A 13,834-nucleotide genomic window follows, 5' to 3' on the forward strand; every position below is an offset into this window, starting at 1 on the left:
TTTTTTGTTTGTTAAGCCGGTATCTGAGCAGCTATTTGTTCTCGTGACCAAACACGATGAGCCATAATCAGGTTTTTGAAATTTTCAGCAATCGGCTGGAATTCATCTCCAACTAGAGTGCCTTCATCGGGAACTAAACCTAACGGTTCAAGTAAATCAGATTTATTACCTAAAAACGCAATTGGTTTTAAATGCTTGTAAGCCTCTAATAGATAGTGGCGCGCTACGCCATCTTGCAGCACGGCATTTAAGTTATCGCCATCAGGAATAATCACTGCATCATACGCAATTGACGGTTCAGCCATCTGCATTCCATCAGCCGTAATAATACTGTCTTGATGATCTTTTACTGGAGCTAAGCTTGGCGCTAATAAATGAAGAGTCACCCCTTCTTTAATTGCCCATTTTTTCATAGCCTCTAATGCATCAGATTTGACTAAATTATGGATGAGTACTGCAACTTTTCGACCTTGAATATCTTGGGGCGGGAAAGCCAAGAAAGATAATTTAGCCGATTTTTCAACTGCAGTTTTTTTATAATCTAGCGTCAAATCAGGCACTTCAATTCCTAAATTAGCGCCTACTTGTCGTGCTAAGTCGAGATCAATATTTGCTAAAATTTGTTGAACTTGACGCTCACGAATGTGTTTTCGTTGCACTTTACTTAATTCAAAAGTATAGGCATCGACCACATGCTTTTGCTCATGAGGGGCAAGGCTTTTGTAGTAAAGGCGCGGTTGTGAAAAATGATCAGAAAAAGTCTCGCTTCTTTGACGAAGTTTCTGTCCGCTAATCTGTTCAGGATAGCTTTCAAAACCGCCGTTTGAAGCAGCAGGTGGGGTTTCTGCTGGCCAATCATTATCAATTGAGTTTGGTTGATATGAAGCCTGCCCTTTATGAATCGTATGCTGGTGAATACCATCACGTTGATTATTGTGGAATGGGCACACAGGTTTATTGATCGGAATTTGATGGAAGTTTGGTCCACCTAAACGGCTTAACTGTGTATCGGTATATGAAAATAGACGTGCTTGTAGAAGCGGGTCGTTTGTAAAGTCAATTCCTGGCACAATATGTCCCGGACAGAAAGCCACCTGCTCTGTTTCTGCAAAGAAGTTATCTACATTTCTGTTTAAAACAAATCGGCCAATTGGTGTCACTGGAACCAATTCTTCAGGAATAATTTTTGTCGGGTCCAATAAGTCGAAGTCAAAGTTCATCTCGTCTTCTTCTTCAACAATTTGTACACCGAGTTCCCATTCAGGATAAACCCCATTTTCAATGGCTTCATAAAGATCCCGACGGTGGAAATCTGGATCTTTACCAGCAAGCTTTTGAGCTTCATCCCAAACTAACGCACTTAAACCTTGTTTAGGTGTCCAGTGGAATTTCACAAAATGTGATTTACCTTGGGCATTAATAAGACGGAATGTATGAACCCCAAACCCTTGGATTGAGCGTAAATTACGAGGAATAGCACGGTCTGACATTGCCCAAATCACCGCGTGTGCTGACTCAGGTACTAAAGACACAAAATCCCAAAAAGTATCGTGTGCAGATGCTCCTGTTGGCATTTCTGTATCTGGTTCAGGTTTTACAGCATGAACGAAGTCTGGAAACTTAATCCCATCTTGCACAAAAAACACAGGCGCATTATTGCCGACTAAATCAAAATTACCCTCTTGAGTATAAAATTTAATGGCAAAACCACGAATATCACGAACCGTATCAGCAGAACCACGTGGTCCCTGCACTGTTGAGAAGCGTACAAAAATTGGAGTTTGAATGGTTGGGTCAGTCAAAAAACCGGCTTTTGTTAAGCGTTCATTTCCTTCATAAGCCTGAAAGTAACCATGAGCACCCACGCCACGTGCATGCACAATACGCTCAGGAATACGTTCATGGTCAAAATGAGTAATCTTTTCTCGTAAAATAAAATCTTCTAATAGTGTCGAACCGCGAATACCTGCTCTTAAACTATTCTGGTTATCAGCAATTTTAACCCCTTGATTTGTGGTTAATGCTTCATTGGTTGCATCGTCTCTGACTGAGTCTAATTGTTCAGTTTTTTGGGTAGTATTGGCTTTATTTGCAGCGTCAGCACCAGCCATTTCACTTGTTTTATTTGTTGATTTAACATTATCAGTCATGTTCATTACCTATGTTTTAAAGTTAAACGTGGGGTGAATTAAAAACTTCAAGAGTTAGTTTTGTTAAAGGAACTTAAATATGGAAAAAGGAGCTCGACATATTTACGTGTGCTCCAAAGCCCAATGCTTTTATGGTGTGAATCTGGGGCCAAAAACGGAGTCAGCTTGCATATTTTTATGGCAAGATCAGGTGTCTGACGTATACGCTCTTGGAGTGCATCCAGTTCACCATCAGAAATATAGCTAAACAGATAATCTTGAATACGCTGGCTATTCTTAAGTTCTCTGCTGTAGGCCAAGTAGTTAGAAGAATGATCAGTACCAGCAATCCAGTCATGAATAATTTGACGTTCCACAGGGTTAAATACACCAAACATTTTTCCATTTTCTTCATTAATCATCCGCCAGAACACACTCTGCTCAGGGTCGGTATTAAATTTAATCCATTTGTGATCAATAAGATGTGTAACCAAGCCTTTAACGTCTTCTGGGTTTGATAACCATTGGTTAATGGTTTTACATCCGAACTGTCTAGTTTCGTTATGTATTAGCTGCCCCACGAGCGCTTTTCTTTTTAAAATTTTAAGGACTAAATCTTCAAGATTTAAATTTTTAATAATTTTTGAAGAAGAAACACCATGATTATTAAGAGCAAAACCACGTTTTAATTTATTAAAGAAAGCTTCTTTATCTCTGTATTTATCATAAATATTTTCTATAAATTTAATTGCTTTATCTGCATGTCCGTTATCAATGTTATCGATAGTGATGTGCAAATTAAAATATTTAGAATCAATACCCAGTTCAGCAAGTTCATAATTACTGATGAGTAGATGCAGCGGTAGTTGCTCATAACCTAAATTGAAGCCGACAATTTCGGGAATGAACTCTGGTGGAGCATAGCCAAGCGCCAGCTGAATCACGGCATTATGATAGTATTCATCTTCTAAAAGCAGATCAAAACTATCAAGCCCCAGACTACGTAACAAATCATCATAGATACAGACATGGTTTGCTTTCGGCTCACCGAGTCCCAGCTCTTCTAGATAAGTAATAATAAGGTCATGAAAAACCGGATCGTTCCAGTAGTGAACTGAGCTATATAGCCATGCACCGTCTACTTTTTTAGTTGGAGAAACTTTAATTAAAAATTCAAATGCCTGACCGACATTCTGGAAATACTCTCTCTCACCCCCACTTTGTCTACGGTTTAGATAAGCCTGAAATAACTCACAATTTTGTTTATTGTCGTTTTCACACCATTCTTTAACTGTATTTATAGTTGCAGGAAAATCAATTTCCTTTTGATCTATTTTATCTATTTCTTCATTAAGAAAATCTCTTGCTTTCTTCTCTTTTTCAAAACTAGAAATATCAGGATCAAGGAAAAAAACAAATAATTCGTAATAGTTCTGTTGATTATCTTGTAATAGGTCTAATAATCTTTTTTTCACTACAACAGGCATTTCTATTCTCCTTTAGTGAGATATAAACCACCATACTTTATGAAAACCATAATCCCAGACCATCTTTGTTATATTACGTTATCAAGAAATAACATATAATTTTTAAATTATTAAAATTCAACAACATAAAACATAACAAAAATTTACATTCTCAACTTTAGAATAATTTAAATATTTGCTTTTATAAAAAAATATATAAATTATAAATTTTAATTACACTTGAGTTACTTTTAAAATTATAAAGACTAAAAACTTAACAAAAACAAATTAAAAATAATCTTATAACTAAATTAAAAACAATTGTAAGGAGAATACAAATGTTTAACTCATGCTGCAAATTACTAGCACAAGAAAAAGTTAAAATCGCATTTTTTGAAAGTGCTTCGGCAGGTTATTTAGCTTACCGCTTTTCTTTGAGTCCCTATTCAGGTGATATTCTTATTGGGAGCTTAGTCAGTTACGACTTACGTGTTAAAGAAAATACACTTCATATTTCACCTGAACTCATTGAAAAATATACACCTGAGTCGATGCAAGTCACTGTAGAAATGATCAAAAAAGGTAAAGAACTCCTGAATGCCGATCTTTATATTGCGTGTACAGGATTATTAAAAAAAGGAGGTTCTGAAAATAAAGAAAAACCTGTAGGCACCTTTTTTTATTGTATTTATTATAAAAATAATTTTTATAATTTTAGACGCATATTTAAAGGGCCAGCATATTTTAAACTTAGACAACTCCTCTACTACATTACGCAAGATATAAAATATGTAATATTGGATAATAAAAAATAGCTGCTCCTTCATAAAAAATAACAAATACATATTTAGAAATGATCATAGTGTTTAGTTAATTCCAATGTACCTAAATGTAATTTTAACCACATTCATATTAATTATGTTTATTCATTAAATTTACATTTTATAGAAATCAAGGTTTTATTTTATCTTCATAGTTACATTTAAATATAGGGTAACACCCCAAGACTACACAATGAAAATTTTCATGTTTAAATAAACCTATCTGAAGCTCTCAGATAAAACACACATCATAAATGATATGAGGTAATTAAAGATGAGCACTACTAATAATCAAAGCAATCAACGCGATAATCAACAGCAACAACAACAGCAAAACGACAACCGTAATAACCAGCAGCAACAAGGCAACCAACAGCAAAACGATCAACAGCAACAAAACAATCAGCAACAACAGCAAAATGACAACCGCCGTCAACAACAAGGCTCGAATCAAAAAGATTCAGGCCAACAAAACTCAAATAACAACAATCAGCAACGCTAATCCGTTGCTGACTTAAATGTCATTTGATGCGGTCATTCATTTTATTTAGGAAGGTGCCCTCACCTTCCTAAATTTAACATAAGCATAAAATTAAATAAGAGATGAGGAAAAACTGATGACAGATCAAAATACAGACCATGCTCAACTAGTAGCTGGCGACCATAATTATTCTGACTCTCGCTGGCGAGAAAGTTATCTTACTCGACCTTATTACCAAGAAGCTCAATTAACTACGCCAGATCTGGATTATGATCGTGATTTTTCTGCTGCTTATGAACTAGGTCACCGTGCCCGTTCAGAATCTAAAGAAGGAACTCAGTTTGAAGATATGGAAGGTAGCTTGCAACAAAAGTGGGAAGAACTCAAAGCTGAATCCCGATTAAAATGGGAACATGCAAAACAAGCCATTAAAGATGCATGGGATGACATGTAACATCCTTAATTGGTCCAAAGCATATAGCTTATTTCCTATTGGCCCTGGGAAATAAGCTTTTTTATTATTTGAAATATTTATAAATTAGAAAAACGGCGGCATATTAAAATTATTACTAAGATATTGATTGGCTTGGTGCGGATCATCAAAAATTTCTTTTTTAAATTGTACATCTGGCGTTGTAGATAGTGTATGTGTTGGCTTGATCGTAACTTCTACGACATATCTGTTTTGTTCTTGCTTAGCTTTTACACCATAAATTTCAGAATCATTAATGCAAGTTCCATCAGTAAAATATACAAACATACCACCACCTTATTTCTTGACTGAAGTTACTGGTTTTTCCCATTTATTTAACGCAAAAGCCTAACAATAGACTTGAGCCATACGTAAACAAAATATCAGTTTTGGTTTTTCTTAAAATATTCAATAATTTCTTCTCCGTTATTCACGGGAGTCTCTTGAGCAGGATATGTTTCTTCATAAGCATATGCAGGCAATGCAACTTTATCGCGAATTGGAGGTAACTTTTCTTGGCCACCTGTAGTAATACGCTCAATAAAACCTGCAAGCCATAACACAAATTCTTGCGTATTTTTACTCTTCGGAATAATACTTAAATCCAATTTAATTTTAGATTCCTGAAGAGGCTTAATCAGCAATTCAGCGAAATCAATATAATTGTATAAAAGTTTAAGCTTTGTCCCCTTAATCTCATGTCTGAGCTCAATCATTAAATTGTTAAGATCTTCCATAGGGTCATCTGTAAACCCCTTTTTTTCCTTAACATTTTGATAGATTTTCTCAGCTACTTTTAAATACTGGGGCATATCCTTACCTTTAAAAAATTGTATTCACTAAAATGAATTTTGGATGAATATAAGTAATTTCTTGTGTTTATTTTATTAATTTTTTGAAACTATAATTTACTGGCGCAACAATTCAATAACAACAAATTGATGTAAAGACTATAACAGACTAATTTATTGATTAATTTTATATTTTTATATAATTGCTTTTTTTATTATGTTACATATTTTATAGAAAATAACGATAAGAAAACTCACTTAAAAGTGAGTTTTCTTAAACAAAAGAATTATGAATTTTTATCCATTTGTTGAGTAGTTGCTGGATCATTCGAGCCATGTGTTCCATCATCATCTGTTGAGTTTCGATCTTGGCATGCACTCATACCCATTGCGATTGCAACTACCATACTCACTGCACAAAAAATTCTTAACATTGAGGTCACCCTTATAAATCTTAAGATGTAGATTTATGAATAACATTATCTTATGTTGGCCTACCGCTGTGGTTCTCTTAAGTTTTGTAGGTTGTGCAAGCTTTTGTAAAAAGCTAAATAAAATAAATGTTAAAAAATTACTTTTCTTGCAATTGATATTTTAATTAAAATTTGGCAACAGCTATTTATTTGATTACAGCATATTCATAAAATCAAAATTCCCTACTCTTTTTTGACTTATGTTGAATCAAGTCAACAATTGCAAACACTATATAAATAAACAATTAATAAATATTTGATATATAAACATTAAAAATTATTTTTTAACCTCTATTGAACCATTATTCAATATTTTCAATTCTAAATAACTCATTATTTTATTAATGAAAATTTAAAAATATTAATATTTGTTTATATAAACCAATCTTTTATTTTTGCAATTGACCCGCTTTAAGGCTCAGCTTATGATGCTCCGGCTGACCTATTTTGTCAGTCGGTTTTAGCAGACCGTCTACCTAAGCGCACTAAAAACAAGTTTTTTGGTGTGTAGCCCCTCGTGCCTTTGACGGAGGAACGGGAGTGGGACACCTTCGGGTGTGCTGGTTTCTTAGGTATCAGTCTGCTAACCCTCTTTCGTTTCACCACCATAATTAATAGCAGTGATTGGGCGCAACTTCTTTCATCAAGGAGTCTCTAATGACTATTATTTTATATCGTGTTTTTTCTTCTACTCTTCATCACGTTATCGACTTCACTGAAACTATTTTTAAGAAAATATCCTACAGTTATATGTTTCTGCCTTCCTATCTTTTCAGAGTAAATATTTCCATATTTAACGCTCGATAAAGACTAGAAAATTTCTATAAACATGACTTAACGATAACAACAACCAATGAAGAGCAATAATGATGTTTTTTTTATATCGTATTGTTTTAATCTGCACTCTATTAATAAGTTCTATAAGTTTATTAGGTTGCAGGTCTATCAGTAAAAATGAATTTAATACACATTGTGTTTGGGCAGGTCGTGCACTTTCACAATGCAACTGTATTTATAACTCTTTAGAAAAACATTATTCGCCGCAGTTTGTAGAGAACTTACCCAAAGTAAGCTTACAAAATATTAATGCGAATATGCACTTTGTGGAAACTATGAATGAAACTATGCACCAATGTCAGTTAAGCGCAAGAAAAGGCTCCATTAACTAACTTTTGTATGCTCTACCAAGAAATCTAAAAAAGCCCTTACGCGCTTAGGGACATATTTATCATGTCCTATCCAAACAGCATGAAATTCTTCTGAAGCCTTGATATTCCAGTCTTCAAGGATTTTGACCAACTGTTTTTGTTCTAAAGCTTTTTTGACTTGGAACTGGTTAAGCTGTGCAATACCAGCACCTGCAAGCGCTAACTGTAAGATGGCTTCTCCATGATTTACTCTTAAAACCTTAGTGGGAGCAAGTGTGATTTCTTGATCGTCTTTTTTAAAAAGCCACGTTTTATTTTGACGTTGGTAACTTACGTCTAAAAGCTGATGTTCGTATAACTCTTCTGGATGCTGCGGACAACCATTCTTTTCAATATATGTAGGTGAACATACATAATGTTTCTGAGTGCTTCCGAGTGAGCGAGCAACCAAATTTGAGCTTTTCAAAGGTCCTGTACGAATTGCGACATCAATTCTTTGCTCAACTAAATTAATGATTTCATCACTCAAATGAGCCTCTAATTCAATTTGTGGATAGCACTCGTTAAATAGAGAAATACAAGGCAATAAAAAATGTGTCCAATATGAAAGACTGGTATGAATTCTAATTCGCCCTTGCGGCATGTGATTTGCAGTAACGGATTGTTCTAGTTCATCCAGATTATTAAGTATGTGAACGCCTTGCTCATAAAATTGACATCCTTCACTGGTGAGTTGAAACTGACGTGTTGAACGGTTAAGCAGTCTAACTCCAAGTCTTTTTTCTAAGCGTGAAATTAACTTACTCACAGCAGACGGCGTCATATCACAAGCTCTTGCGACTGCTGAAAAGCTTCCTAACTCGACTACCCGAATAAAAATTGCCAACTCACCAGACCGATTAATATCAAAATATGACATAACAAAATCTATTTATGAATTTCATTCACAAATCTTATTCCGCTTATGTCGCTATAACAAGCCAGCAATTTGTTTCAAGATAACTTTAATTCGTTTTAAAGAGTTTACGAGATGAAACTTTATCAACCCACCCTATTCTCTCTTGTTTTATTTACGAGCTTTGCACAAGCAGAAGTACAAAAGAGCGAATGGATTACCACTTGGGCAGCTAGTCCACAAAAAGTCTGGAATAAAGATTTCGTTTTCCCGACAAATATTCCCGATCAAATATCTAATCAGACCATTAAACAAATTAGTCAAATTAGTTTAGGTGGTGAAGCTGTTAGGCTCGTTTTTACCAATCAATATGGGGATCAACCGCTTTATATTGATAAAACTACTGTGGGGTTAGTCAAAGGACAAAATCTTAAATCAAAGAGTGCTTATCCAGTTTATTTCTCTGGAAAGCTTAAAGCACAAATTTTACCAGGCAAACAACTGATAAGTGATCCAATCTCGCTCCCTGTTCCAGATCATGCACAGTTAATGGTAAATACCTTTATTCAAAAGCCCACTACATTTAAAACTTTTCATTGGGATGCGAAACAAACTAGTTGGCTCATTACGGGCAACCAGACTGCGAACCTAAATACGCCTAGCAGTGCCAAAACCACAACTGCACGATTATTATTATCGGCTATCGAAGTAAAACCAAAGCGTAAAGCACATGTTGTTGCAGTCATTGGAGACTCCATTACCGATGGAGCAACTGCAACTTTAGACGCAAATGCAAGATGGACCGACTTTTTAGCTAAGCGCTTATCACCACATCAAGTCGCGGTCATTAATAGTGGAATTTCAGGAAATCGACTACTCACAGACGGTATGGGTGACAGTGCTTTAAAACGTTTAAAAAGTGAAGTATTTCAATATTCAGGTGTGAAAACATTAATTATTCTGGTGGGTATTAATGATATTTCATGGCCTGGTACTGCTTTTGCACCTAAACAACAAATACCGACTTTTGAAGCACTCACTCAAGGTTATAAACGTGTTGTAGATGAAGCACATCGCCAAGGTATTCAAGTGATTGGAGCAACCTTATTACCATTTTCGGGAGCTTTACCCAATACACCGTTAGATAACTACTATCAACCCAATAAAGATGAATTACGCCAGCGCATTAATCACTGGATGAGAACCAACCATACATTTGATGGAGTACTTGATCTTGAGCAAGGTTTAAAAGACCCTAAACATCCTGATCGATTAAATCCAATTTATGATTCAGGAGATCATTTACATCCGAATGACCGTGGTAATCAACAAATGGCAAATCTGGTTGATTTAAACGAATTAGTTAATCAATAAAACGTCCAGATACGGATAGGAATTTGTTTCCTACCCGTATCCATATGGATTAATTACCCTCTAACTCGACATTAAGTTTTGGTGTAATAGGCTGTTTTTCAGCTGCATATCGTCTTAAAACCATGACGGCGAAAAGCGCTAAAATTGCAGGAATTGCGATCATCACAAAATTCATTTTATGTGGTAACTCTAAACCTAATAATAGGCCCGTTAAGATAGGTCCAACAATAGCCCCAATTCGACCTACACCAGAGGCACAACCAATTCCGGTAGAACGCACACTTAATGGATAATATTGTGCAACGTAGCTATAAAGAAGAATTGAAGTACCAATCGTTGCTGCTCCTGCCACAGTCACCAAACCATATAAAACATAGGCTGGTGACTTAAAACCTAAACCGACTAAAGCAACAACACCTGCCAGTAGCATTCCCATAATTACAGGTTTTAGATGGAATTTATCAGACAAAATACCGCCACCGATTGAACCGATCATTGCGCCAACATTTAGAGCAAGCAAGAACAAAATACTCTTTCCGAGTGAATAACCTGCTGCCAGCATGAGTTTTGGTAACCAGCTACTTAAGGCATACACCATGAGCAAGCACATAAAGAACACGAGCCAAAACATGAGTGTATTGAAAGCACGGCCTTGTTGAAATAATCCCTTTACAGAACTACCTGTTGGAACATTATCCTCATTAAGCACAAAGTGAGTATTAATCGTTAGGTTTTGTTCAGGCAAAATTTTTTGAATAATGCGCTGTGCTTGCTCAGTCTTACCCGTCTTAACTAAAAAGGTTAAAGACTCAGGTAAAAACTTCCAAATGACAGGTAATAAAAATAATGGAATACCGGCAATTAAAAACATGATTTGCCACCCCTGACTTTCAACCAAATAGCTACCGATTAATGCTGAAAGAATTCCCCCAATTGCATAACCACTGAACATACTCCCCACCAGCGTACTTCTTATACGTTTAGGTGCATATTCTGATGTAAGTGCAACTAAATTTGGCATGACCCCACCAATGCCTAGTCCCGCCAAGAACCGAAGTACCCCAAACTCAAGTGGGTTTGATGCAAAAGCACCTAAAAAGGTGAAACCACTAAAAAAAGTCACACAGATTAAAATTACCTTTTTACGGCCTATTTTATCTGCCAATGTTCCAAAGAACATCGCCCCAAACATCATTCCACATAGTGCCGTACTTGCTAACATCCCCGCCTGTACAGCTGTTAACGACCACTCTTGCATTAGCAAAGGCAATACAACGCCATAAATCACCAGATCGTAGCCATCAAAAATAATAATTAATAAACACCAAAGTAAAATACTCCAGTGAAAAGGGGTAAATCTGGCCTGATCAATAACTTCATTTACATTTAATTTAGATGTTGTCATTTACTCACCTCCTTTGTGAGATAAATTCATATTCAATTTTTTAAAACGACATATTGCACCCTAAAGAAAAAACAAATTATTCAAGGTTTTATTGAATAAATTAAAAGTCATAACTCGCCATCATATTGAAGCGGTTATCAATCCCGTTACGTCCATCAAAAGTTTCTCGTTCGCCATACACATATTCGACGCCCAAGGTAATTGGTTTGTATGGGTTATACAGTGCATTCACCCAGCCCTGCCAAAGCTCTTTGTTTTGAGTGGTGCTATTACGTTGTAATTCAGCAAAACGGTTATCATCTTTGGCTTTCATATAGCCGTAGCCTAAAGTCGAGCGAATTTGCGGTGTAAATTGATGAGTAATACCGAAAGAAACAGTATCAAATTCATTGCTATGCATATTGTTTTGATCATCTATTGCATAGCCGCTGTTACTCCATAGCAAGAAACGCCCATCTCCTTTGACATGGTAATAATCGGCTTTGAGTAATGTATCAGGTGTAATTTGGTATTTACCGCCCAAGCCTACGCCCCAAGCGACTTCCTCATCATGACTAGTTCTTTTTTCAGCAACAAAACTACGTCCCGACAACATCGAGCCATTGGCAAATTTATGATTTAAGCGTCCTACCAAAGCTGGTAAGCGCATTTTATTGTCAGGATCTGAAGTCGCAGTATATTTCGGATCTTCAACCGATATTGCAAAGCTTGTATTTGCCGTTAAGTTATCGCTATAGCGAACTAGCGGCGATCTTAATAATGCACTGCCTACAAATGTGCCCGCATCAATCGTTTCCGGATAATATTCGGGTGCGATAAATGTTGACCACGTTTGACCGATAAGCCATTTATCAAACGTTAAATAAGCATGGCGTATCCGAAACTGATCACGAGTGGCTGCCCCAAAGAAGTCCATTTCTAACTTTCCGCCCACCTCACCCGCGGCCGTCGGGGTTTTAAAATTCAACCCGAAACGTGTCACATTAACGGTGCTGTGCAACTGGTCTTTTTGTGCAGATTCTTCTGGCGTGTTCTCAAGTGGAACACCGCTAATATTGTTATACATCGTAGATGCCCCTTTCATTTGATAAGAAGCATCTGCCCGTATATAACCATATAAGTTAAATTCTGCACCAGACTTGGTTAAACCTTGCTGTATTGGTGGTACGGTTGCGGCTTGAGGAGTCGCTGAATTTGCTAGTTCCACTCGTCCTTGCGATAAAGATTTTTGCGCCTGCATATTGGCTTGTAACATAGCCCGAAGCTCTTTCACTTCTTGGCGAAGTTGTGCTATTTCAGGATCTGTTTGACCTGCAAAAGCAGAAGACACAAACAGGGTCACAGAAACAGCCAACAGGTTTTTTTGAACCGTTGTATTTAAAGCATTTATCATAAAACTTTCCTTTTTTGATCTTTAATTCGACTTAAAGATCTCGACATCCTTTTTGTTATGTACCTATTTAAAATAGGTGCTTAAAATTTGCTTTTCTTTCACAAGAAAGACCTTCAATCATATTTTTTAGACAAAACCTCCCTAAAGCGGCCTGAAAACCACTTTTAATTTGTTTTTAAGTAAAGCTAAATCTTCTAATTTTTTTCAGTTTTTATATTCTCTTCCTCATTGAGAATATGCAGGTTTTATATCCGTATTAACGCTTTCCGAAATCTATTATTTTTTTGCAATAAACCCTTGATATGTCAAAATTTGTGTATAAGGCTGCACACTTTCAAAACCAGTTTTTTCTAAAAGTTTTATATATCCTTCAGTGGTTAGGCTAAAAAAGTCTTGCGCCATACGCTCTAACATTTTTTGACATTGTTCTTCTGTTAAACCTTGTGCCAAGCATAAATAACGTAAAGCGTGAAGATGCTGTGGATTTACACACGTCATTAAATCGTAGGTCAGCAAAACAGCTTTTTCTTTTAAACGATCATAAATATCTTTAAAGAAAACAGGTTTTATGTCATCTGCAATAAAATGAGCCACAAGAATAGAAAGTGCAGCATCAAAGCAATTCTCAAGAGGTAAAGCTGACGTTTCACCGTGAACAAAGGTGACTTGAGAAGATTTATCTAAAAGTTCAACCTGCTCCTGAGCTTTTTGCAGCATAGTCAAAGATGGATCAACTGCCGTAAATTTCCAGTTTGGATGACGTTTAAGTAAATATTCGAGTTCATACCCCGTGCCACAACCCACAATTAAAATATGAGCATTTGGTGGTAACACTGATTGCAAAATGGCATCCACCTGTTGATGGATCACCTCATAACCTGGAATTAATTTACGAATATGTTCGTCATATCCTTCGACTACCTTTGGGCTATTAAAGTCTTTTGCCATTTTGCTTATCCTCTATTTAAGCTGCCTTTCAAATTATA

The 13,834-nt window shown here is 36.1% G+C and carries 14 protein-coding genes; 5 read left to right on the forward strand and 9 right to left on the reverse strand.

Annotation, left to right across the window (positions count from 1 at the left end; all coding sequences use genetic code 11):
• Nucleotides 1–11: 11 nt before the first annotated feature.
• Both katE and ACYU0V_RS10740 read right to left on the reverse strand, forming a co-directional pair.
• A complete protein-coding gene (katE, locus tag ACYU0V_RS10735) occupies nt 12–2,156 on the reverse strand; it encodes a catalase HPII (protein ID WP_461847398.1) in 2,145 nt (714 codons plus the stop codon).
• Nucleotides 2,157–2,197: 41 nt separating this feature from the next.
• Entirely contained in the window at nt 2,198–3,616 is a 1,419-nt protein-coding gene (locus ACYU0V_RS10740; RefSeq protein ID WP_461847400.1) for an iron-containing redox enzyme family protein, read from the reverse strand.
• Nucleotides 3,617–3,933: 317 nt separating this feature from the next.
• Between ACYU0V_RS10740 and ACYU0V_RS10745 the strand changes: the two genes are divergently transcribed.
• The 3 genes from ACYU0V_RS10745 to surA1 all read left to right on the forward strand — a co-directional run bounded on the left by ACYU0V_RS10745 (nt 3,934) and on the right by surA1 (nt 5,351).
• On the forward strand, nt 3,934–4,410 hold the full coding sequence (locus tag ACYU0V_RS10745; protein ID WP_130172812.1) for a CinA family protein: 477 nt from the start codon (nt 3,934–3,936) through the stop codon (nt 4,408–4,410).
• Nucleotides 4,411–4,690: 280 nt separating this feature from the next.
• Complete coding sequence (locus ACYU0V_RS10750; protein ID WP_016141364.1) at nt 4,691–4,918, forward strand: hypothetical protein; 228 nt, start codon at nt 4,691–4,693, stop codon at nt 4,916–4,918.
• Nucleotides 4,919–5,033: 115 nt separating this feature from the next.
• On the forward strand, nt 5,034–5,351 hold the full coding sequence (gene surA1, locus ACYU0V_RS10755; protein ID WP_000132045.1) for a surface antigen protein 1: 318 nt from the start codon (nt 5,034–5,036) through the stop codon (nt 5,349–5,351).
• Nucleotides 5,352–5,435: 84 nt separating this feature from the next.
• Here the strand turns inward: surA1 and ACYU0V_RS10760 are convergent, their stop codons facing one another.
• The 3 genes from ACYU0V_RS10760 to ACYU0V_RS10770 all read right to left on the reverse strand — a co-directional run bounded on the left by ACYU0V_RS10760 (nt 5,436) and on the right by ACYU0V_RS10770 (nt 6,594).
• The gene (locus ACYU0V_RS10760) at nt 5,436–5,657 is read right to left on the reverse strand and encodes a hypothetical protein (protein WP_002114549.1); all 222 of its coding nucleotides are present in this window, start codon (nt 5,655–5,657) and stop codon (nt 5,436–5,438) included.
• Between the two features lie 95 nt (nt 5,658–5,752).
• A complete protein-coding gene (locus tag ACYU0V_RS10765) occupies nt 5,753–6,181 on the reverse strand; it encodes a hypothetical protein (RefSeq protein WP_039765735.1) in 429 nt (142 codons plus the stop codon).
• Between the two features lie 266 nt (nt 6,182–6,447).
• On the reverse strand, nt 6,448–6,594 hold the full coding sequence (locus ACYU0V_RS10770) for a hypothetical protein (RefSeq protein ID WP_002114459.1): 147 nt from the start codon (nt 6,592–6,594) through the stop codon (nt 6,448–6,450).
• A gap of 905 nt (nt 6,595–7,499) precedes the next feature.
• Between ACYU0V_RS10770 and ACYU0V_RS10775 the strand changes: the two genes are divergently transcribed.
• Entirely contained in the window at nt 7,500–7,802 is a 303-nt protein-coding gene (locus tag ACYU0V_RS10775; protein ID WP_068528646.1) for a hypothetical protein, read from the forward strand.
• Here ACYU0V_RS10775 and ACYU0V_RS10780 read toward each other — a convergent pair.
• Entirely contained in the window at nt 7,795–8,700 is a 906-nt protein-coding gene (locus ACYU0V_RS10780) for a LysR family transcriptional regulator (protein ID WP_161282036.1), read from the reverse strand. The genes ACYU0V_RS10775 and ACYU0V_RS10780 overlap by 8 nt on opposite strands.
• A 111-nt stretch (nt 8,701–8,811) precedes the next feature.
• Here ACYU0V_RS10780 and ACYU0V_RS10785 point away from each other — a divergent pair, with 111 nt between their 5' ends.
• On the forward strand, nt 8,812–10,050 hold the full coding sequence (locus tag ACYU0V_RS10785; protein ID WP_372543831.1) for an SGNH/GDSL hydrolase family protein: 1,239 nt from the start codon (nt 8,812–8,814) through the stop codon (nt 10,048–10,050).
• A 49-nt stretch (nt 10,051–10,099) separates the two neighbouring features.
• Here the strand turns inward: ACYU0V_RS10785 and ACYU0V_RS10790 are convergent, their stop codons facing one another.
• From ACYU0V_RS10790 to ACYU0V_RS10800, 3 genes are all read right to left on the reverse strand, one after another.
• Nucleotides 10,100–11,455 (reverse strand): aromatic acid/H+ symport family MFS transporter, encoded by a 1,356-nt coding sequence (locus tag ACYU0V_RS10790; protein ID WP_461847408.1) that lies wholly within the window; start codon nt 11,453–11,455, stop codon nt 10,100–10,102.
• A 100-nt stretch (nt 11,456–11,555) separates the two neighbouring features.
• Entirely contained in the window at nt 11,556–12,845 is a 1,290-nt protein-coding gene (locus ACYU0V_RS10795) for a DcaP family trimeric outer membrane transporter (RefSeq protein WP_461849936.1), read from the reverse strand.
• Between the two features lie 279 nt (nt 12,846–13,124).
• Nucleotides 13,125–13,796, reverse strand: coding sequence for a class I SAM-dependent methyltransferase (locus tag ACYU0V_RS10800; RefSeq protein WP_199996884.1), 672 nt, complete (start codon nt 13,794–13,796; stop codon nt 13,125–13,127).
• Nucleotides 13,797–13,834 lie beyond the last annotated feature (38 nt).

It is taken from the genome of Acinetobacter sp. X9 (assembly GCF_054889255.1).